The 20,321-nt window shown below is 72.7% G+C and carries 17 protein-coding genes and 1 pseudogene; 7 read left to right on the forward strand and 11 right to left on the reverse strand.

What is annotated here, in order from left to right:
- Positions 1-71: 71 nt before the first annotated feature.
- From AC0B9F_RS07590 to AC0B9F_RS07630, 9 genes are all read right to left on the reverse strand, one after another.
- Positions 72-1,070, reverse strand: coding sequence for a sugar phosphate isomerase/epimerase family protein (locus AC0B9F_RS07590; protein ID WP_471999586.1), 999 nt, complete (start codon positions 1,068-1,070; stop codon positions 72-74).
- 23 nt (positions 1,071-1,093) lie between these two features.
- On the reverse strand, positions 1,094-2,335 hold the full coding sequence (locus AC0B9F_RS07595; RefSeq protein WP_471999589.1) for a Gfo/Idh/MocA family protein: 1,242 nt from the start codon (positions 2,333-2,335) through the stop codon (positions 1,094-1,096).
- Positions 2,336-2,440: 105 nt separating this feature from the next.
- The gene (locus tag AC0B9F_RS07600) at positions 2,441-3,481 is read right to left on the reverse strand and encodes a substrate-binding domain-containing protein (RefSeq protein WP_471999593.1); all 1,041 of its coding nucleotides are present in this window, start codon (positions 3,479-3,481) and stop codon (positions 2,441-2,443) included.
- Positions 3,482-3,498: 17 nt separating this feature from the next.
- Positions 3,499-4,515 (reverse strand): ABC transporter permease, encoded by a 1,017-nt coding sequence (locus AC0B9F_RS07605; RefSeq protein WP_471999596.1) that lies wholly within the window; start codon positions 4,513-4,515, stop codon positions 3,499-3,501.
- Positions 4,512-6,029 carry a sugar ABC transporter ATP-binding protein gene (locus AC0B9F_RS07610; protein WP_471999598.1) on the reverse strand — a complete coding sequence of 506 codons (1,518 nt, stop codon included), beginning with the start codon at positions 6,027-6,029 and terminating at the stop codon, positions 4,512-4,514. Before AC0B9F_RS07610 ends, AC0B9F_RS07605 begins: the two co-directional genes overlap by 4 nt.
- Positions 6,030-6,272: 243 nt before the next feature.
- Positions 6,273-7,454, reverse strand: a complete 1,182-nt coding sequence (locus AC0B9F_RS07615; protein ID WP_471999600.1) for an ROK family protein — start codon at positions 7,452-7,454, stop codon at positions 6,273-6,275.
- 302 nt (positions 7,455-7,756) lie between these two features.
- Positions 7,757-8,431, reverse strand: a complete 675-nt coding sequence (locus AC0B9F_RS07620; protein ID WP_471999602.1) for a GntR family transcriptional regulator — start codon at positions 8,429-8,431, stop codon at positions 7,757-7,759.
- A 158-nt stretch (positions 8,432-8,589) separates the two neighbouring features.
- On the reverse strand, positions 8,590-9,537 hold the full coding sequence (locus tag AC0B9F_RS07625; protein WP_471999605.1) for a beta-ketoacyl-ACP synthase III: 948 nt from the start codon (positions 9,535-9,537) through the stop codon (positions 8,590-8,592).
- Positions 9,538-9,869: 332 nt separating this feature from the next.
- Entirely contained in the window at positions 9,870-10,346 is a 477-nt protein-coding gene (locus tag AC0B9F_RS07630; RefSeq protein ID WP_471999607.1) for an SDR family NAD(P)-dependent oxidoreductase, read from the reverse strand.
- Between the two features lie 81 nt (positions 10,347-10,427).
- Here AC0B9F_RS07630 and AC0B9F_RS07635 point away from each other — a divergent pair.
- Positions 10,428-10,742: pseudogene (locus AC0B9F_RS07635) on the forward strand (4Fe-4S binding protein); the annotation flags it as partial.
- 18 nt (positions 10,743-10,760) lie between these two features.
- Entirely contained in the window at positions 10,761-11,609 is an 849-nt protein-coding gene (gene fdhD, locus AC0B9F_RS07640) for a formate dehydrogenase accessory sulfurtransferase FdhD (RefSeq protein ID WP_471999610.1), read from the forward strand.
- Positions 11,610-11,719: 110 nt separating this feature from the next.
- On the opposite strand, the gene AC0B9F_RS07645 is transcribed toward fdhD, so the two are convergent.
- Positions 11,720-12,163: a MarR family winged helix-turn-helix transcriptional regulator gene (locus tag AC0B9F_RS07645; protein ID WP_471999612.1), complete on the reverse strand. Its 444-nt coding sequence runs from the start codon at positions 12,161-12,163 to the stop codon at positions 11,720-11,722.
- A 104-nt stretch (positions 12,164-12,267) separates the two neighbouring features.
- On the opposite strand from AC0B9F_RS07645, the gene AC0B9F_RS07650 reads away from it, so the two are divergent.
- Together AC0B9F_RS07650 and AC0B9F_RS07655 are read left to right on the forward strand one after the other, a co-directional pair.
- Entirely contained in the window at positions 12,268-13,185 is a 918-nt protein-coding gene (locus AC0B9F_RS07650; RefSeq protein WP_471999614.1) for a quinone oxidoreductase family protein, read from the forward strand.
- A gap of 29 nt (positions 13,186-13,214) precedes the next feature.
- Positions 13,215-15,074 (forward strand): exo-alpha-sialidase, encoded by a 1,860-nt coding sequence (locus tag AC0B9F_RS07655; protein WP_471999618.1) that lies wholly within the window; start codon positions 13,215-13,217, stop codon positions 15,072-15,074.
- Here AC0B9F_RS07655 and AC0B9F_RS07660 read toward each other — a convergent pair.
- Positions 15,024-16,058 carry a bile acid:sodium symporter family protein gene (locus tag AC0B9F_RS07660; protein ID WP_471999620.1) on the reverse strand — a complete coding sequence of 345 codons (1,035 nt, stop codon included), beginning with the start codon at positions 16,056-16,058 and terminating at the stop codon, positions 15,024-15,026. The two genes, AC0B9F_RS07655 and AC0B9F_RS07660, sit on opposite strands and share 51 nt — an antisense overlap.
- 166 nt (positions 16,059-16,224) lie before the next feature.
- Between AC0B9F_RS07660 and AC0B9F_RS07665 the strand changes: the two genes are divergently transcribed.
- From AC0B9F_RS07665 to AC0B9F_RS07675, 3 genes are all read left to right on the forward strand, one after another.
- Positions 16,225-17,112, forward strand: a complete 888-nt coding sequence (locus tag AC0B9F_RS07665; protein WP_471999623.1) for a LysR substrate-binding domain-containing protein — start codon at positions 16,225-16,227, stop codon at positions 17,110-17,112.
- A gap of 356 nt (positions 17,113-17,468) precedes the next feature.
- On the forward strand, positions 17,469-19,295 hold the full coding sequence (locus AC0B9F_RS07670) for an AMP-dependent synthetase/ligase (protein WP_471999626.1): 1,827 nt from the start codon (positions 17,469-17,471) through the stop codon (positions 19,293-19,295).
- Between the two features lie 106 nt (positions 19,296-19,401).
- The gene (locus tag AC0B9F_RS07675) at positions 19,402-20,238 is read left to right on the forward strand and encodes an aldo/keto reductase (RefSeq protein WP_471999628.1); all 837 of its coding nucleotides are present in this window, start codon (positions 19,402-19,404) and stop codon (positions 20,236-20,238) included.
- Positions 20,239-20,321: the final 83 nt, after the last annotated feature.

The raw sequence follows: 20,321 nt of genomic DNA on the forward strand, positions 1-20,321 counted from the left end.
AGTAAGGGGCTGGTTGTACGGGCGGGTGCGAACGCCGGGATGCGCCGTCATCCCGGAGAAGGGACGAGAGGTCAGTTGCCGAACGCCGCGTCGAAGGACGCCGTCGGGGGTTCGAAGTCGTACGCCTTGAGGCGGGTCAGGGCCTCGGGGGCGCCCTGGAGCCGGTCCATGCCGGCGTCCTCCCACTCGACGGAGACCGGGCCCTGGTAGCCGATGGAGCGCAGCATGCGGAAGACGTCCTCCCACGGGACGTCGCCGTGGCCGGCGGAGACGAAGTCCCAGCCGCGCCGCGGGTCGCCCCAGGGCAGGTGGGAGCCGAGGCGGCCGTTGCGTCCGTCGAGGCGCTTGCGGGCTTCCTTGCAGTCGACGTGGTAGATCCGGTCGCGGAAGTCCAGAAGGAAACCGACCGGGTCGAGGTCCTGCCACACGAAGTGGGAGGGGTCGAAGTTCAGGCCGAACGCGGGCCGGTGGCCGACCGCTTCGAGAGCGCGGTGGGTGGTCCAGTAGTCGTAGGCGATCTCGCTGGGGTGGACCTCGTGCGCGAACCGTACGCCCTCGGTGTCGAAGACGTCCAGGACCGGGTTCCAGCGGTCGGCGAAGTCCTGGTAGCCGCGCTCGATCATCGACTCGGGCGCGGGCGGGAACATCGCGACCAGGTGCCAGATCGCCGAGCCGGTGAAGCCGATGACGGTGTCGACGCCGAACGCGGCCGCGGCGCGCGCGGTGTCCCGCATCCGGGCGGCGGCCCGCTGCCGTACGCCTTCCGCGTCCCCGTCACCCCACACCTCGGCGGGCAGGATCGCCCGGTGGCGTTCGTCGATGATGGCGTCGCACACGGCCTGGCCGACGAGGTGGTTGGAGATCGCCCAGCAGGTCAGTCCGTACTTGTCCAGCAGGGCTCTCCTGGAATCGAGGTACGACGGGTCGGCGAGGGCCTTGTCCACCTCGAAGTGATCGCCCCAGCAGGCGAGTTCGAGGCCGTCGTAGCCGAAGTCGCGGGCGAGACGGCAGACCTCTTCGAGGGGCAGGTCGGCCCACTGGCCGGTGAACAGCGTGAACGGACGCGGCATGACGGTGAGTTCTCCTCTGGTCCTCAGAGCGCGACGGGTGTGTAGACGGAGTTCTTCTCGGCGCTCTCCTCCACGGCCGCCAGCACGCGCTGCACCTGCAGCCCGTCGGCGAAGGAGGGTTCGGGGCGACTCCCCTCCGCGATCGCGTGGACGAGGTCGCGGGCCTGGTGGACGAAGGTGTGCTCGTAGCCCAGGCCGTGGCCGGGCGGCCACCAGGCGTCCAGGTAGGGGTGGCCGGGTTCGGTGACGAGGATGCGGCGGAACCCCGCGTGCTCGCCGGGTTCGGTGCCGTCGTGGTACCAGAGCTCGTTGAGCCGCTCCAGGTCGAAGAAGAGGGAGCCGCGCTCGCCGTTCAGCTCGATGCGCAACGCGTTCTTGCGGCCGGTGGCGTACCGGGTGGCCTCGAAGGAGGCCAGGGCGCCGGAGGTGAACCGGCCGGTGAACAGGGCCGCGTCGTCCACGGTGACCGTGCCGGTGCGGGCCGCGGCGCTCCCCGCCGACAGCCCGCGTACGGCCCCCTCGGGCAGCGGGCGTTCCCGCACGAACGTCTCCGTCAGCGCGGACACCCCGGCCAGCTGCTCGCCCGCGAGGTACTGGGCGAGGTCCACGATGTGCGCGCCGAGGTCGCCGAGCGAGCCGGAGCCGGCCTGCTCCTTGCGCAGCCGCCAGGTCAGCGGGAAGGCCGGGTCCACGAGCCAGTCCTGGAGATACGTCACCCGCACGTGCCGCAGGGCGCCGAGCCGGCCCTCGGCGACCATGCGGCGGGCCAGCGCGGTCGCCGGGACCCGGCGGTAGTTGAAGCCGACCATGGCGATCAGGCCGCGCGCCTCGGCCTCCCGCGCCGCGCGCACCATCGCCTCGGCCTCGGCGACCGTGTTGGCGAGGGGCTTCTCGCACAGCACGTGCTTGCCGGCGGCGAGCGCGGCGAGCGCGATCTCGGCGTGGCTGTCGCCGGGAGTGCAGATGTCGACGAGGTCGATGTCGTCGCCCTCGATCATCTCCCGCCAGTCGGTGACGGCCGCCGCCCAGCCGTGCCGGTCGGCCGCCGTGCGCACCGCCGTGGCGTCCCGGCCGCAGATCACGGCCAGTTCCGGGCGGTGGGGCAGGTCGAAGACCCGGTCCACGGTGCGCCAGCCCTGGGAGTGGGCGGCGCCCATGAAGGCGTAGCCGACCATCCCGACGCGCAGCGGCGGTCTGTCCCGGCCCGCTGAGCCGGCCGGGCTCGCCGGGCTCTGGTTCCCGTCTGACTGCTGCGGCTGTGCCATGGGGTAAGTCCTCCGTCCTCGTCTGACGACGTCGTGGCGGTGCGGTGGGGGGTGCGGGGCCGGGCCCTGCCGTTGCGTTCACCCCGGCGTGGCGGGGGCTCTCGGTCAGCGGAAGCCGGTGGGCATGTACTGGTCGACGTTGGTCTTGTCGACGACGGCCGAGTAGAGCGTGATCGACGACGGGATCTCGTACTCGGCGAGGCCGCCGACGCCCTTGCCCTGGCCGAGGGCGCGGGCCAGGTCGATGGCGGAGGCGGCCATCGTGGGCGGGTAGAGCACGGTCGCCTTCAGCACGCCGTTGTCCTGCTTGATGGCCTGGAAGGCGGACAGCGCGCCCGCCCCGCCGACCATCAGGAAGTCGTCGCGGCCGGCCTGCTCGATGGCGCGCAGTGCGCCGACGCCCTGGTCGTCGTCGTGGTTCCACAGCGCGTCGAAGCCCGACTGGGCCTGCAGCAGCTGGGCCATCTTGGCCTGCCCGGACTCCACGGTGAACTCGGCGGCCTGGCGGGCGACCTTGCGGATGTTCGGGTAGTTCTTCAGCGCGTCGTCGAAGCCCTGGGTGCGCTGCTTGGTCAGTTCCAGGTTGTCCAGGCCGGCCAGCTCGACGACCTTGGCGTCCGGCTTGCCCTTGAGCTTGTCGCCGATGTAGTGGCCGGCGCTCAGGCCCATGCCGTAGTTGTCGCCGCCGATCCAGCAGCGGTAGGCCTGCGGGGTGTTGAAGACGCGGTCGAGGTTGACCACCGGGATGCCGGCGCCCATCGCCTTCAGGCCAACCTGGGTGAGGGCCTTGCCGTCGGCGGGCAGCACCACCAGCACGTCGACCTTCTTGTTGATGAGGGTCTCGATCTGGCCGATCTGCTGGGCGGTGTCGTTGGAGCCCTCGGTGATCTCCAGGGTGACGTCGGCGTACTTCTTCGCGCGGCTCTTGGCGTTGTCGTTGATGGCGTTGAGCCAGCCGTGGTCGGCCTGCGGTCCGGCGAAGCCGATGGTGACGTGCCGGCCGGGCTTGTCGTCGGCGGCCGGCCTCGCGTCCGCGGCCGGCTTGGAGTCCTTCGGCTCGTTGCTGGTGCAAGCCGTGAGGAGGGCTCCGGCGGAGACCGCGGCGGATCCGAGGAGCAGTCCTCTGCGGGTGGGCAGCTGGGGCATGACGGGGAACCCTTTCCTCAGGTCGTGCTTGCACTACGGCGCTGGACCAGCACGGCGGCGACGATGATCGCTCCCTTGGCGATCTGCTGGACATCGCTCTGCAGGTTGTTCAGGGCGAAGATGTTGGTGATCGTGGTGAACACCAGGACGCCGAGCACGGAGCCGGTGATGGTGCCGCGGCCCCCGCTGAGCAGGGTTCCGCCGATGATGGCGGCGGCGATGGCGTCGAGTTCGTAGAGGTTGCCGTTGGTGTTCTGGCCGGAGCCGGACAGCACGATCAGCAGGAAGGCGGCGATGCCGCAGCACAGCCCGGACAGCAGGTAGAGATACAGCCGCTGGCGGCGGACGTCGATGCCGGCGAGCCGGGCCGCCTCGGCGTTGCCGCCGACGGCTACGGTGCGGCGGCCGAAGGTGGTGCGGTTCAGCAGCAGCCAGCCGAGGATCGTCACGAGTGCGAAGACCAGCACCAGCGGCGGGATGCCGAGGACGTAGGAGTCGCGTTCGCCGAGGCTCAGGACGCCGTCGATGGTGACGATCTGCGTCTTGCCGTCGGTGATCTGCAGGGCGAGGCCGCGGGCGGAGGCCAGCATGGCGAGAGTGGCGATGAACGGGACCATCCGGCCGTACGCGATGAGCAGGCCGTTGACCAGGCCGCAGCCGAGGCCGACGACCATCGCGGTGAACAGGATGCCGGCGAAGCCGAACTCCTGCGTGGCGAGGGTGGTCGCCCACACGGAGGCGAGGGCGACGATCGCGCCGACGGAGAGGTCGATGCCGCCGGAGGTGATGACGAAGGTCATGCCGACGGTGACGACGCCGATCACCGATGCCTGGGTGAGGACGAGTTGGAGGTTGCGGGTGTCGAGGAACTCCTCGGGCTTGGTGACGCCGCCGATGACCACGAGCACGGCGAGCACGCCGAGCAGGGACAGGGTGCGGACGTCGGCGCGGGCCAGCAGGGCGCGCCAGGCGGGGAGTCGGACCGGCGGGATCTTCGAGGTGCCGTCCCGCGGCGGGGAGACGTGCTGCGTCATGACGCCGGGCTTCCTTCCATGACGAGGTCGAGGACGCGGTGTTCGTCGAGGTGCCGGGCGGGCGCGGTGTGCACGACCCGCCCCTCCCGCAGGACGAGGACGCGGTCGGCGAGGCCGAGCACCTCCGGCACCTCGCTGGAGACGAGGAGCACCGCGAGGCCCTCCTCGGCCAGGCGCCGTATCACCGCGTACAGTTCGGCGCGCGCGCCGACGTCGACGCCGCGGGTGGGCTCGTCGAGCAGCAGGACACGGCAGCCGCGCAGCAGCCAGCGCGCCAGAACCGCCTTCTGCTGGTTGCCGCCGGACAGGGTGCGCACCGGCACGGACGGGTTGTCGGGCCGCAGGGACAGCTCGCGGACGGCGGCGCGGGCGGCGCCGCTCTCGGCTCCGCGGTCGATCCAGCCGCCGCGGGAGAAACGGGACAGCGAAGAGACGGAGACGTTGCGGGTGACGGACTCCAGCATCAGCAGCGCCTGCGCCTTGCGCTCCTCGGGCGCGAGCCCGAGGCCTGCGCGGACGGCGGCGCGGACGCTGCCGGGCCTGAGCGGGCGGCCGTCGACACTCACCTGACCGGCCGTCGGCCTGCGCGCGCCGTAGACCGTCTCCAGGATCTCCGAGCGTCCCGAGCCGACGAGCCCGGCGAGACCGACGATCTCCCCGGCGTGCACGTCGAGGTCGAGTGGCGCGAACTCGCCGTCCCTGGCGAGGCCGCGCACCTGGAGCACCGGGGTGCCCGCGGGCGGCTCGGCCGGCCGCTCGGGGAAGACGTACTCCACGTTCCGGCCGGTCATCAGGGCGACGACGTCCCGGGTCGGGGTCGTCTTCGCGGGCAGTCCGCCCGCGACGGCGCGCCCGTCCTTCAGCACGGTGACGCGGTCACCGATGCGGCGGATCTCCTCCAGCCGGTGCGAGATGTAGACGACGGCCACACCCTCGGCGGTGAGGTCGCCCACGATCCGGAAGAGGTTGTCCACCTCGTCCGGGTCGAGCGCGGCGGACGGCTCGTCCATCACGATCAGCCGTACGTCGTGCGACAACGCCCGCGCCATGGACACGATCTGCTGCTGGGCGGCCGACAACTCCCCCACCAGACGCCCCGGGTCGATCTCCGGGTGACCGAGTCGCTTGAGCAGCGCGGCCGTTGTCTCCTTGGCGGCCTTGCGCCGTACGACGAATCCGGCGGCCGTCGGCTCGTGGCCGAGGTGGACGTTCTCCGCCACGGACAGGTGCTCCACCAGGTCGAGTTCCTGGTAGATGGTGGCGATGCCGAGACGCATGGCGGCGATCGGCGAGCGCAGGGTGACCGGCTCGCCGCGCCAGTGGATGGTGCCGGTGTCGGGCTGGTGAGCTCCGGCGAGGACCTTGATGAGGGTGGACTTGCCGGCGCCGTTCTGGCCGAGCAGGCAGTGCACTTCGCCGGCCTGGACGCCCAGGTCGACGCCGTCGAGGGCCCGGACGCCGGGGAAGGACTTGGTGATGCCGGACATGCTGAGCAGCGGTGGTTGCGGTGCCATGCGGATTCCCCTCGGCGGGCGTGCGGGCCGGGTCAGGGTGGTTCGGGGCAGGGCGGATCGAGGCGGGGCGGGTGGAGGCAGGGCGGATCAGCGCGGGTGGGCGGAGGCAGGGCGGATCGAGGCAGGGCGGAGCGGAATGTGAATGCGGTGGAGCAGGACAGGGCGGTTCCGGGCAGGGCGGAGCTGAGCGCTGTGCTGGTGCGCCGGCGGGGGGCGGCGGCGAGGCGGGGCGGAGGCCGGGGCCTACGCGGGTGAGAACAGGTGGTCGCTGATCAGCCGGGCCGCGCCGATGACTCCGGCGACGGGTCCCAGCTCCCCCAGGACGATGGGCAGGTTTCCGGTCGCCAGCGGCAGCGACTGGCGGTAGACCTGGGTGCGGATCGCGGCGAGCAGGGTGTGGCCGAGTCCGGTCACCCCGCCGCCGATCACCACCAGGCCCGGGTTGAAGAAGCTGACCAGGCCGGCGATGACCTGGCCGGTGCGGGTGCCGCCCTCCCGGATGAGGTCGAGGGAGGTGGCGTCACCGGCGGACGCGGCCGCGGCGACGTCGGCGGCGGAGAGCGTGCCGCCGGTCTCCAGCCGCGACGCCAGTTCCGGCGACAGCCCCTGGCGGGCGGCGTCGGTGGCGTCACGGGCCAGGGCGGCGCCGCTGAAGTGGGCCTCCAGGCAGCCGCGGTTGCCGCAGGCGCACGGACGGCCGTCGGCCACGGCCTGGATGTGGCCGATGTCGCCCGCGCTGCCCGTCACCCCGCGGTGGACGTCGCCGCCCACCACGATGCCGCAGCCGATGCCGGTGCCGATCTTGACGCAGAGGAAGTCGCCCACGGAGCGTGCGACGCCCGCGTGCATCTCCCCCATCGCCATCAGGTTCACGTCGTTGTCGACCATGACGGGGCAGCCCAGTTCCTGGCTGAGCGCCTCCCGCACGGGGAAGCCGTCCCAGCCGGGCATGATCGGCGGAGCCACCGGGACGCCCTCGGGGAAGCGGACCGGCCCCGGGACGCCGATGCCGGCGCCGTCGAAGCCCTCCGCGAGCCCGGAGTCACGCAGCTTCGCCGCCATGGACAGCACCTGCTCGAAGACGGCGACGGGTCCCTCGCGGACGTCCATGGGCTGGTTGAGGTGGCCCAGGACCTCCAGCTCGGCGTTGGTGACGGCGACGTCGATCGAGGTCGCGCCGATGTCGACGCCGAGGAAGCGCAACTGCGGGTTGAGCCGGACGTTGTGCGAGCGGCGCCCGCCGCGCGAGGCGGCGAGTCCGTCGGCCACGACCAGGCCCGTCTGCAGCAGCCGGTCGACCTCCACGGCGAGCTTGGACCGCGAGAGGTCGATCTGATCGCCCAGCTGGGCGCGGGAGTTGGGTCCCCCGTCGCGCAACAGCTTCAGCAGCTGAGCCTGATGCGTGTTCGCGGGTCGCTCGGTCATGCGCCTCACGTGCCCCTCCCCGCCTCAAATCGGCCACCGTTGTCGGGCTTTGGAGGGGAACGTAGCAGTGACGGTTGAATGTGGGAAGAAGTTGCGCACGGATTCCCGCAGGCTTTCTCCACTCACAGGACAAAGAGCGGGGCGGGAACGGGGCGGGAACTTCCGTCGCGCAAAGCCGCGTTACTGGTGGCGCCTGGGATGACAGGCGTCCGGCGGTCACCCAGGAGGCGACCGCCGGCACTGGGGCGGGAGACGACGTCGGCCCCTCAAGGAGGCGACGACGGCCGCTTAAGGACACCGGGTCAGGTCGACGCCCGCTCGTGGTACGAGCGCCGGGTGTGCTCGGTGTGGTCGCGCATCAGCCGGGTGGCGCGCTGCTCGTCGCCCTCGGCGATCGCGGCGATCAGCTCCCGGTGCTCGATCCAGGACTGCTGCCCGCGCTGACGCGCCACCGGCGTGTAGTACCAGCGCACCCGGCGGTCCACCTGCGCGGCGAGGTCGGCGAGGACCGTGTTGCCGGCCAGCTCCATGATCGTGGCGTGGAAGCGGGCGTTGAGCGCTACGGCGGCGTCGACGTCGTCCGCCGCTACGGCCTCCACCCCCTGCGCGCACAGCTCCTCGAGGCGGGCGACGCCGTCGCCGTCGGCTGCCGCGGCGGCGAGCCGGGCGGCCTCGGCCTCCAGCAACGTGCGGACGGTGAGCAGCTGGTCGGCCTCCGCCTCCGTCGGCTCATGGACGAACGCGCCCTGGGCGGGCCGCAGATCGACCCAGCCCTCGGTGTTGAGCCGCTGCAGCGCCTCACGCACCGGCTGCCGGGAGACCCCGAGATGCCCGGCGAGTTCGCTCTCCACCAGATGCTGGCCGGGCTGCAGGGCACGCGTGGTGATGAGTTCGAGCAGGGCCTCGTAGACACGCTCGCGCAGCGGGCCGGGCCGCTCCAGTCGGGGTACCGCACCCTGCGGCAGACCGGTCGACAACTTCGCTCCCCCTCGCGGGACTCGGCGGGATCTCGGTGGGACGGCACGCGCAGCAGACCATCAGTGTCGGAGGACCATCAGGATCGATTGTCTTTCGTCTACAGTCTACGGCGCACAACAGGCGCCGTGGCGTGCGGCCCTCCCGCTCGAGCGCCCCCTCAAGGGCAGCGCACGACCTGCCCGGCGTACGACAGGTTGCCGCCGAAGCCGAACAGCAGCACCGGGTCGCCGGTCCTGATCCGCCCCTGCTCGACCAGCTTGGCCAGGGCCATCGGAATGCTCGCGGCGGAGGTGTTGCCGGAGTCGGTCACATCGCGGGCGACGACGGCCTGTGCGGCGCCGATGCGCGCGGCGAGCGGTTCGATGATGCGCAGGTTGGCCTGGTGGAGGACGACGGCGGCGAGGTCCCGCGGGGCGATGCCGGCGCGTTCGCAGGTCTGCCGGGCCAGCGGCGGCAGCTGGGTCGTCGCCCACCGGTAGACGGCCTGCCCTTCTTGCGCGAACCGGGCCGGCTGACCCTCGATGCGTACGGCGTGCCCCATCTCGGGCACCGATCCCCACAGCACGGGGCCGATGCCGGGCTCCTCCCCGTCGGCGCAGGCCTCGACCACCGCCGCCCCGGCCCCGTCGCCGACCAGGACGCAGGTGCTGCGGTCGCTCCAGTCGGCCACGTCGGACATCTTGTCGGCGCCGATGACGAGCGCCCGCCGGGCCGCGCCCGCGCGAACGGTGTGGTCGGCGGTGGCCAGGGCGTGGGTGAAGCCGGCGCACACCACGTTGACGTCCATCGCGGCCGGTCGCGGGATGCCGAGGCGGGCGGCGACGCGGGCCGCGGTGTTCGGGGAGCGGTCGATGGCGGTGGAGGTGGCGACCAGGACGAGGTCGATGTCACCGGGTGTGAGGCCGGCCGCCGCGAGCGCCTTGGCGGCGGCGTGCGCGGCGAGTTCGTCGACGGGCTCGTCGGGCCCGGCGATGTGCCGCGTGCGGATGCCGACCCGGCTCCTGATCCACTCGTCGCTGGTGTCGACCAGGCCGGCGAGGTCCTCGTTGGTGAGCACCTTGGCGGGCTGGTAGTGGCCGACGGCGGCGATCCGTGAGCCGTTCATCTGGAGGGTCCCCCTCGTTGGCTGGACAGCGGGCCCCTCAGTCTGATCAGTGACTCACGGGTACGAGGGCAGGCGAAGCGACAGGAATCGGACGCGGGTGTTGTCGGCTTCCGTCAGACGCTCGGCCACCGGACGGGGCTCGCGCCACGGGGCGCGGCTCGCCCGAATTCGCGCCACCCGGCGGGGCCCGCCCGAAGCCGCGCCACCCGGCGGGGCCCGCCCGAAGTCGCGCCACCCGGCGGGGCTCGCCCGAAGTCGCGCGTCTGGGCGGGTCTCGCCCGGGCGCGCGCGGCCGCCCGACCGGTCTCGGCCCCTCGCCCGGAGTCGCGGGCCTATCCGAGCGTGTGACCGCCATTGATCTTGATGCGCTCACCCGTCACGAAGGCCGCTTCCGGTGACGCGAGGAACGCGACCGCGGCGGCGACGTCGTCCGGGCGGCCCATGCGTCCCAGTGGCACGTCGGCGGTGCAGGCGGCCAATGACTCGGGGTCCGCCGAGGCGTGCCGTTCGACCGGGATCCAGCCCGGCGCGACGGTGTTCACCGTGATGCCGTGCGGGCCGAGCGCGCGGGCCCAGCACTCGGTCAGGCTGTGATGGGCGGCCTTGGCGGCCACGTACGCCGACATGTCGGGGAGGGCTCGCTCCAGCACGTCCGAACCGATCTGGATGATGCGGCCGCCACCGCGCTCGCGCATGGCCGGCAGCACCGCCTGCATCAGCAGCGTCGGGCTCTTGACGAAGAACGTGAGCTGGGCGAGGTGGTCGTCCCAGGTGACCGCCGCAGGGTCCAAGGGGGCTGCGGATGTCATGGCGCCCACCCTAAGGAGTCCGCACGCGGGGGGGGAGGGCGCTTCGGGACAGCAGGCGCTGCGCAGACCCCTCGCCCACCGATCGCCGTCGAGCACGACGCGCCGCTGCCCGACTCGGCGTGCGTGTACTGCGGCAACTGCGTCGAAGTGTGCCCGACGGGGGCGCTGTCGTTCCGGTCGGAGTTCGACCTGCGCGCCGCCGGGACGTGGGACGAGGCGCGGCAGACCGCGACGACGACGGCGTGCGCGTACTGCGGAGTGGGCTGCAATCTCACCCTGCGCGTACAGGACAATGAGATCGTGAAGGTCACCTCGCCGCTCGACAACCCGGTGACCCACGGCAACCTCTGCATCAAGGGGCGCTTCGGCTACCAGCACGTACAGAACCGGGACTGACCGGGACGGATGGGGATCATGGGACGAGTGACGGAACGACGCAAGGTGATCCGCGTACGGGACGGAGCGGTCTCCACCCGCCCGGACACGCTCGTCGCCGAGGAGCCCCTGGAGATCCGGCTCGACGGCAAGCCCCTCGCCATCACGATGCGCACCCCCGGCGACGACTTCGCGCTGGCGGCGGGTTTCCTGGTCAGCGAGGGCGTGCTGGCGGAGCGGTCCGAGCTGCTGAACATCGTGTACTGCGCGGGCGCGACGGAGGACGGTTCGAACACGTACAACGTCGTCGACGTCCAGACGGCCCCGCACGTGGTCGTCCCCGACATCACCCTGGAGCGCAACGTCTACACGACGTCCTCCTGCGGCCTGTGCGGCAAGGCGAGCCTGGACGCCGTGCGCACCACGGCCCGCTGGCCCATCGCGGACACGCCCCCGGTGCGGGTGACGCCGGAGCTGCTGGCGAGCCTGCCCGACCGGCTGCGCGCCGCCCAGCGGGTGTTCGACCGGACCGGTGGGCTGCACGCGGCGGCGCTGTTCACGGAGGACGGCGAGCTGCTGGACGTACGCGAGGACGTCGGCCGGCACAACGCGGTGGACAAGCTGGTCGGGCGTGCCCTGCAGAACGGGGACCTGCCCCTGTCCCGCACGATCCTCCTGGTGTCCGGGCGGGCATCCTTCGAGCTGGCGCAGAAGGCGGTGATGGCGGGCATCCCGGTGCTGGCGGCGGTGTCGGCGCCGTCGTCGCTGGCGGTGGACCTGGCGGCGGAGACGGGCCTGACGCTGGTGGGGTTCCTGCGCGGCGCCTCCATGAACGTGTACGCGGGCGAGGACCGCATAACCCTCAAGGCCACGGCCGGCCAGGGCTGAAGCCCCTCCCCGCCTCAGCCCCCCTCCCGCGCCGCAGGACCCCGCCTCAGTCCGCCCCCCGCGCCACGGGACCCCGTCTCACTCCGCCTCCCGCGCCACGGGACCCCTCCTCACTCCGCCTCCCGCGTTCCGCTGACCCGGACCAGCATCTCCACGAACCGCTCCCGCTCGTCCGCCGGCAGCGGCTCCAGCAGTTCGGCGTTGGCCGCGCGGGCCGCCTCCTCGCACCGCCGGAGCATCCGCTCGCCGTCCTCCGTGAGCCGGACGGCGTTCTTCCGGCGGTCCTTCGGGTCCGGTGCGCGTACGACCAGGCCGGCGGACTGCAGGTCGTTGAGGACGCCGACCAGGTCCTTCGGGTCGAGGCCCACGCCGCGGCCCAGGTCGGCCTGCGCGACCGGGGCGAGGTCGCTGACGGCGGAGAGCACCACGTGGTGCCACATCTTCAGGCCCTGCGCGGCGAGCGCCTCGGCGACCAGGGCGCGCCCCCGCGCGGCGGCGCGCCCGAGCAGCCAGCTGGGCAGGGAACGGATCGCGGGCAAGGGTGCTTCGGCCATGCGGGCAGCCTATCCAGCAAACCATTGGACTTCCCAACGACCCCCGTATACGTAGGGCCTCCCAATGAATTCATGGGTGTTCCCAACGATTTCCGGAGGTCGCCGTGCGCCGCATCCGATACGACCGCCCCGGCGGCCCCCTGTTCCTTCAGGAGGCCCCCGTCCCCGAGCCCGGCCCCGGCGAACTGCTCGTGCGCTGCGAGGCGATCGGCGTCACCCTCCCCGTCGTCCGCAAGGTCGCCGAGGCGGCGGAGCCCATCGCGCTCGGCGGCGAGATCGCCGGTGAGGTCGTGGCCGTCGGCGAGGGGGTGACCCGATGGGCGCCCGGCCACCGGGTGACCGGGCTGTGCTTCGGCCACGGCTACGCCGACTTCGCGGTGCTGCAGGACGCGATGGCCTCGCCGGTCCCGGACACCGCCACGGCCGTCGACGCCGTCGCCCTGGTGCGCAGCGGCCTCGTCGCGTACGGCGCCCTGGACGCGGCCCGCCCCGAGCCGGGCGAGACGGCGCTGATCACGGCCGCCGCGAGCGGCGTCGGCCATCTCGCCGTCCAGCTGGCCCGGATACGCGGCGTGGCCCGGGTCACCGGAGCCGTCTCCGCGTCGGCCAAGGCCGGTTTCGTGCGCGCACTCGGCGCCGACGAGGTCGTCGGGTACGGCGACGACAGCTGGGGCGAGCCGGCCGACTACGCGCTGGACGCCGTCGGCGGTGAGCTGCTCACCCCGGCCCTGGCCGCGCTGGCCCCCGGCGGCCGGCTCGTGGCGTACAGCTCGGGCGGCGGGACCGTCCAGGCGTACGACCTGCTGGTGGGCGCCAAGTCCGTCATCGGGTTCCAGATGGCGCGCATCGCCCGCGGCCGGCCGGCGCTGTACGAGCAGTGGCGCGAGGAACTGTGGCGGCTGTTCACGGACGGCTCCCTGAGGCCCGCCGTGCACGGGGAGTTCGCGCTCGCCGACGCCGGAAAGGCGCACGAGGTGATACAGACACGGGCGAATCTGGGCAAAGTCGTTCTGATCCCCTGACGCCGCTCGCTGGAGACGAGGCCCCCGCCATGCCCGCACGTCACCGGACCCGTCTCAGCTCTCTCACGGCCGCCGTCTGTACGGCGGCCGCCGCACTGTCCGCCCCGCCCGCTCCCGCACAGGGCCACCCCAGGCCGCAGTTCGCCCAGCAGGTCCTCTTCACAGCGGCCGCCGCTTCCGGTTACGCCTGCTTCCGCATTCCGGCGCTGGTGCGGACGAACGCCGGCACCCTGCTCGCCTTCGCCGAGGGCCGGGTCCGCACCTGCGGGGACGCCGGTGACATCGACATCGTCGTCCGGCGCTCCACCGACGGCGGCCGCACCTGGGGTCCGCTGACGGTCGTCACCGACGGCGGCGGCGACACGCACGGCAACCCGGCGCCCGTCGTCGACCGCACCACCGGCCGCGTCCTGCTCGCCGAGACCCACAACACCGGCCGCGCCGACGCCCGCGGTTGCGCCGCCCCCTGCGACCGCACCCCGCACCTGCAGTACAGCGACGACGACGGCCGGACCTGGTCGGCGCCGCGCGCCCTCGGCGGCGGCGTTCGGCCGCCGCGCTGGAACTCCTGGTACGCCACCGGTCCCGGGCACGGTGTGCAGCTCACCCGGGGCCCGCGCACCGGCCGGCTCGTCGTCGGCGTCAACGCCGAGACCTGGGCGCAGGGCCGGGTCACCGCCAACCACGCCGCGCTGATCGTCAGCGACGACCACGGCGCCCACTGGCGCGTCGGCGCCACCGACACCTGGCCCGTCGCCGCCGACGGCGCCTTCCGGCAGAAGCCCTCCGAGCTGAGCCCGGCCGAGCGCGCCGACGGCACGCTGCTGGTCAGCGGCCGCGAACAGGACGGCACCGACCTCGGCCACCGTACCCAGGCCGTCAGCCGTGACGGCGGCGACAGCTTCACCGCCCCTTTCCGGGCCCTGCCGGACCTGTACGCGCCGCAGGTCCAGGGAGCCGTGCTGCGGCTGGGCGATCGCGTCCTGCTGGCCTGCCCCGGCGACCCCGACCGCCGGCGCACCCTGCTGATCCGCTCCTCCTACGACGGCGGCCGCACCTGGGAGAGCGCCGACCGCGGCACCGTCGTCACCCGGGACCGGGCCGGCTACTCCGACCTGGCCGAGGTCGCCCCCGCCACCGTCGGCCTGCTCTACGAGGGCGGGAGGGCCGACGCCCGCGAGGAGATCCGCTTCGCCCGCTTCACCGGGGACTGGCTGACCCCGCGCCGCGCCCCCGACCCGGTCACCCCCGACCTGGCCCCGCACGCCCGGCCCGCCGCGGTCCTCGGCCACCCCCGCGGGACGGCCGGCGTGCGCGGCGGAGCCCTGGAGTTCGACGGAGTCGACGACGCCGTGCGGCTGCCGTACCGCCCCCGGCTGCCGCTCGGCGCCCGCGACTTCACGGTGTCGCTGTACTTCCGCTACACGGCGACGGCCGGGGAGCAGCCGCTGGTGTCGATGGGCGGGTCCGGTGCGGGGCAGCCGCAGGTACGGGTGGGCGGTGAGCCGGCGCAGAACCGTGTCGTGGGCCTGATCACCGTGCGGCAGGGGACTGCGGCGCCGCGGACCGTGTACGTGCGGACGGCGCGCGCGTACAACGACGGCCGGTGGCACCGTGCGGTGCTGCGCCGGGGCGGCGGCCGCCTGTCGCTGGCCGTCGACGGCGCGGAGTCCTCCGTCGCCGCTCCCCCGGGCTCGGTCAGCCGCACCTCGCCGTTCGGTGTGCACCTCGGTCAGCGCATGGACGGCAGGGCTTTCCTCACCGGCGCGCTCGACGAGGTGCGCGTCTGGGGCCGGGCGCTGACCGACGCGGAGCTGACGCGGCCGGTGGTGCCGGGCTCAGCGCAGGGCACGGTGCTGTCGCTGCCCCTGGACCGGGTCGGCGGCTGAGCTCTCGGCGTCCTCCTCGGGGTCGTGGGAGCGGCGCTTGGCGATCACCGCGCACACCATCAGCTGCATCTGGTGGAACAGCATCAGCGGCAGCACGGCCAGCGAGGCCTGCGGGCCGAACAGCACGCTCGCCATGGGCAGCCCGGACGCCAGCGACTTCTTCGAGCCCGCGAACTGGATCGCGATCCGGTCCGCGCGGCCGAAGCCCAGCGCCTTCGCGCCGTACCAGGTCAGCAGCAGCATCACCGCGAGCAGCACGGCCTCGACGACGAGCAGCCCGCCCAGGCGGAGGGGGCTGACCTGGTGCCAGATGCCGCGGACCATGCCCTCGCTGAACGCGGTGTACACGACGAGCAGGATCGAACCCCGGTCGACCAGTCCGAGCACCTTCTTGTGCCGGGTGACGAAGCCGCCGATCCAGCGGCGCAGCACCTGCCCGGCGAGGAACGGCACCAGCAGTTGCAGCACGATCTCGACCAGCGAGTCGGCGGAGAAGCCGCCCGCGCCGCTGCCCAGCAGACCGGCCGCCAGCAGCGGGGTGACGACGATGCCGACGAGGGAGGAGAAGGAGCCGGCGCAGATCGCGGCGGGCACGTTGCCGCGGGCGATGGAGGTGAAGGCGATGGAGGACTGGATGGTGGAGGGCACCAGCGTGAGGAAGAGCAGGCCCTGGTAGAGCGGCTGGGTGAGGAAGACCGGGACCAGCCCGCGGGCGGCCAGGCCCAGCAGCGGGAAGATCACGAAGGTGCAGGCCAGGACGGTGCCGTGCAGCCGCCAGTGCTTGAGGCCGTTCAGCGCCTCGCGGGTGGACAGGCGGGCGCCGTACAGGAAGAACAGGAACGCGATCGCCGCGGTGGACGCGCCGGAGGCGACGTCGGCGCCCGCGCCGCGCGCCGGGAGCAGCGCGGCCAGCCCCACCGTGCCGAGCAACAGCACGATGTACGGGTCGATCGGCATCCAGCTCGGCCACTGCAGGCGTTTCACGGTGCTCCACGTGCTTCGTCGTCGGTGCGCGCGGGGCCGCACGGCCCCTCCTGTGCGTGGGCCCGGAGGCCCCGCTTCCATCCTGCTCCCCCGCGCCGTGATCGGGAATCCCGTATACGGCTCTGACTGTCATCGCGTTCCATGATGAGCGGCTAGGGTGGCAGGCGTGTACGACCCTTCCCAGCTGCGCACTTTCCTCGCGGTGGCGCAGACGCTGAGCTTCACGCAGGCCGCGCGCCGGCTCGGGCTGCGCCAGTCGACGGTCAGCCAGCACGTGCGGCGGCTGGAGGACGCCACCGGGCGCACGCTGTTCACGCGGGACACCCACGCGGTGGAGCTGACGGAGGACGGCGAGGCGATGCTGGGCTTCGCGCGCCGGATCCTTGAGGTGCACGAGCAGGCGACGGCGTTCTTCACGGGGACCCGGTTGCGCGGCAGGCTGCGGTTCGGCGCGTCGGAGGACTTCGTGCTGACCCGGCTGCCGGAAATCCTGGAGGGGTTCCGGCACGACCACCCCGAGGTCGATCTGGAGCTGACGGTGGAGCTGTCCGGCACGCTGCACGAGCAGCTCGCGGCCGGGAAGCTGGACCTGGTGCTGGCCAAGCGGCGCCCGCAGGATCCGCGCGGGGAGCTGGTGTGGCGCGACGACCTGGTGTGGATCGGCGCGGAGCGGCTGCGCCTGGACGCCGACCGGCCCGTCCCGCTGATCGTCTACCCGCCGCCCGGCATCACCCGGGCGCTCGCCATGGAGGCGCTGCAGCGGGCCGGGCGCCCGTGGCGGATCGCCTGCACCAGCGGCAGCCTGAACGGCCTGATCGCGGCGGCCCGCGCCGGCCTCGGGGTGATGGCGCACTCCCGCGGCCTGGTCCCGCCCGGCCTGGTGCGCGTCCCGGACCGGGCCGGCCTGCCGGAGCTGTCCGGCGTCGACTTCGTCCTGGTGCACGGCCACCGCCGCCCCTCCGCACAGGACGCAGCCGACGCCCTCGCCGCGGCGATCCTCGCGGGCGGCGACCGCTTGCAGCGCCGCGGACGGACCGGCGTCGGACAGCCCTGACCTCGCAGCGGCCCGGGTGGGACGCCGGTCCGCTTCCCCGCGCGGCCGGCGTCCCGCAGTGACGGAAACCGGGGCGCACACGCTGACCGAAGTAGGCCCCGACCGCCTGCCGCCCCGCCCGGCGAACCGGTCGTACAGATTCGGTGGAGATCGGGCTGCCGAAACTTACGGAACCGTCGGTTTTCTGTCCGACCCTTCCGCATGTGCGCCCATTTTCGTCGCGTGGCCGGCGGGGACCCGGACAGCGCCCGTGGCGGTCGCCCCTCCCGTCCCGCCGCCGCGTGGGGTAGCTTTCACGGCGCTGCGCGGGCGCCAGGGACGAGCCGGGCGCCGGGAACGGGGAGCGGGGAGCGGGTTTGCGCGAGTACACCAACCCTCCGTTGGCGCTGTCGCCGCCGGCGGGCGGTCTGGCCGACGTCGTCTTCCGGCATGCCGAGACCGATCCGCTGCACGTCGCGCTGGGCCGCAAGGACGAGTCCGGGCGGTGGCGGGACGTGACCGCGGCGGAGTTCCGCGACGAGGTGCTGGCGCTGGCCAAGGGGCTGCTGGCGAGCGGCATCCGGTTCGGCGACCGGGTCGCGATCATGTCCCGCACCCGCTACGAGTGGACGCTGTTCGACTTCGCGCTGTGGACGATCGGCGCCCAGGTGGTGCCGGTGTACTCGACCTCCTCGGCCGAGCAGTGCTTCTGGATGCTGTACGACTCCGAGTGCACGGCGGCGATCGTGGAGCACGAGGACCACGCGATGACCATCGCCACCGTCATCGACCGGCTGCCGAGGCTGCGCCGGCTGTGGCAGCTGGACTCGGACGCCGTGCAGGAGCTGTACGACGCCGGCGCCCACGTGGAGGACGACGTGGTGCACCGGCACCGCGAGGCGGTCACCCCGGAGTCGGTCGCCACGATCATCTACACCTCCGGCACCACGGGCCGCCCCAAGGGCTGTGTCATCTCGCACGGCAACTTCATGTTCGAGGCGGACACGGTCATCGGGCGCTGGGAGCCGGTGTTCCACTCCAAGAAGGGCGACGAGGCGGCGACGCTGCTGTTCCTGCCGCTGGCGCACGTCTTCGGGCGGATGGTGCAGGTCGCGGCGATCCGCGGCAAGGTCCGCTTCGGCCACCAGCCGCAGCTGAACGCGGCCGCGCTGCTGCCGGACCTGCAGGCGTTCAGACCGACGTTCATCCTGGCCGTGCCGTACATCTTCGAGAAGGTGTTCAACGCGGCGCGGCGCAAGGCGGAGAAGGACGGCAAGGCGGGGCCGTTCGAGAAGGCCGTCGAGGTGGCGGTGCGCTACGCCGAGGCGGTCGAGGCGAAGGCGTGGGGCAGCGGGCCCGGTCCGTCGGCGGGGCTGCGCATGCAGCACCAGTTCTTCGACAAGCTGGTGTACGCGAAGGTGCGCGCGGCGATGGGCGGCCGGCTCCGCAACGCGATGTCCGGCGGCTCGGCGATGGACCGCCGGATGGGTCTGTTCTTCGCGGGCGCCGGCGTGCAGATCTACGAGGGCTACGGCCTGACCGAGTCGACGGCGGCGGCCACCGCGAACCCGCCCGAGCGCACCCGCTACGGCACGGTGGGGCAGCCCATCCCGGGCGTGACCGTGCACATCGCCGACGACGGCGAGATCTGGCTGCGCGGCGGGAACGTCTTCCAGGGCTACCTCAACAACCCCAAGGCCACCGACCAGTCCCTGCACGACGGCTGGCTGGCCACCGGCGACCTCGGCTCGCTGGACGAGGACGGCTATCTGACCATCACCGGCCGCAAGAAGGAGATCCTGGTCACCTCGGGCGGCAAGAGCGTCTCGCCGGGTGTGCTGGAGGAGCGGGTGCGCGAGCATCCGCTGGTCAACCAGTGCATCGTCGTCGGCAACGACCGCCCGTTCATCGCCGCCCTGGTCACCCTGGACCAGGAGGCCGTCGAGCACTGGCTGCAGATGCGCAACAAGCCCCGGCTGACCGCGTCGGAACTGGTGCGCGACGCCGATCTGGAGACCGAGGTGCGCCGCGCGGTCGTGGCGGCGAACACCCTGGTCTCGCAGGCGGAGTCGATCCGCACCTTCCGCATCCTCGCCCAGCCCTTCACCGAGGAGCACGGCCTGCTCACGCCGTCGCTGAAACTGAAGCGCAAGGCGATCGAGAGCGCCTACGCCCGCGAGGTGGACGCGCTGTACCAGGTGTGAACCCGCGCACGGACGACGACGGATTTCGTGGTCAGGAATGCATCACGGCCGGTGACCGTTGACGATGTGCGTACCACCTGACGGACAACCGAAGGATCAAGAGCTCGTGAGCAGCAAGGTCCCCCCGATCACCCTCAACAACGGCATCGAGATGCCCCAGCTGGGCTTCGGCGTCTGGCAGGTGCCGGACGACGAGGCGGAGCGGGCCGTCGCCACCGCCCTGGAGGCCGGGTACCGCAGCATCGACACGGCGGCGATCTACGGCAACGAGAAGGGCACCGGCAAGGCCATCGCCGCCTCCGGTCTGCCCCGCGAGGACGTCTTCGTCACCACCAAGCTCTGGAACAGCGAGCAGGGCTACGACTCGACGCTGCGCGCGTTCGACACCTCCCTGGCCAAGCTCGGCCTGGACTACGTCGACCTGTACCTGATCCACTGGCCGCTGCCGTCCAAGGACGCCTACGTCGACACCTACCGGGCGTTCGAGAAGCTGCACGCCGACGGCCGCATCCGCGCGATCGGCGTGTCCAACTTCCTGCGGCCGCACCTGGAGCGGCTGATCGACGAGACGTCGGTGATCCCGGCGGTCAACCAGATCGAGCTGCACCCGCACCTCCAGCAGCGCGCCGCCCGGGAGTACCACGCCGAGCAGGGCATCGCCACCGAGGCCTGGTCGCCGCTCGGCTCGGGCAAGGGCATCCTGGAGATCCCGGCGCTCGTGGCGATCGCCCAGAAGCACGACCGCACCCCCGCCCAGGTGGTGCTGCGCTGGCACCTCCAGCTCGGCAACGTCGTGATCCCGAAGTCCGTGACGCCGTCGCGGATCAAGGAGAACATCGAGGTGTTCGACTTCAGCCTGGACGACGAGGACCTCGCCGCGATCAGCGCGCTCAACGAGGACCGGCGCCTGGGCCCGGACCCGGCGGCGTTCGACGTGGTCTGAGCGTCCGCGCACGCGTCACCGCACCGCCGTCACCCGATCACCACGCCGCCCCCGGACACGCCGTCCCGGGGCGGCGTGGCGTA

This window comes from Streptomyces sp. NPDC097129, assembly GCF_055668065.1.

What these genes read in the sequence shown, in the direction of transcription:
- AC0B9F_RS07645 (WP_471999612.1), bottom strand. Translation starts at nt 12,163, where the DNA reads ATGGCCGAAGCACCCTTGCCCGCGATCCGTTCCCTGCCCAGCTGGCTG.
- AC0B9F_RS07630 (WP_471999607.1), bottom strand. Translation starts at nt 10,346, where the DNA reads ATGACATCCGCAGCCCCCTTGGACCCTGCGGCGGTCACCTGGGACGAC.
- AC0B9F_RS07610 (WP_471999598.1), bottom strand. Translation starts at nt 6,029, where the DNA reads ATGGCACCGCAACCACCGCTGCTCAGCATGTCCGGCATCACCAAGTCC.
- AC0B9F_RS07625 (WP_471999605.1), bottom strand. Translation starts at nt 9,537, where the DNA reads ATGAACGGCTCACGGATCGCCGCCGTCGGCCACTACCAGCCCGCCAAG.
- AC0B9F_RS07600 (WP_471999593.1), bottom strand. Translation starts at nt 3,481, where the DNA reads ATGCCCCAGCTGCCCACCCGCAGAGGACTGCTCCTCGGATCCGCCGCG.
- AC0B9F_RS07655 (WP_471999618.1), top strand. Translation starts at nt 13,215, where the DNA reads ATGCCCGCACGTCACCGGACCCGTCTCAGCTCTCTCACGGCCGCCGTC.
- fdhD (WP_471999610.1), top strand. Translation starts at nt 10,761, where the DNA reads ATGGGACGAGTGACGGAACGACGCAAGGTGATCCGCGTACGGGACGGA.
- AC0B9F_RS07595 (WP_471999589.1), bottom strand. Translation starts at nt 2,335, where the DNA reads ATGGCACAGCCGCAGCAGTCAGACGGGAACCAGAGCCCGGCGAGCCCG.
- AC0B9F_RS07590 (WP_471999586.1), bottom strand. Translation starts at nt 1,070, where the DNA reads ATGCCGCGTCCGTTCACGCTGTTCACCGGCCAGTGGGCCGACCTGCCC.
- AC0B9F_RS07605 (WP_471999596.1), bottom strand. Translation starts at nt 4,515, where the DNA reads ATGACGCAGCACGTCTCCCCGCCGCGGGACGGCACCTCGAAGATCCCG.
- AC0B9F_RS07615 (WP_471999600.1), bottom strand. Translation starts at nt 7,454, where the DNA reads ATGACCGAGCGACCCGCGAACACGCATCAGGCTCAGCTGCTGAAGCTG.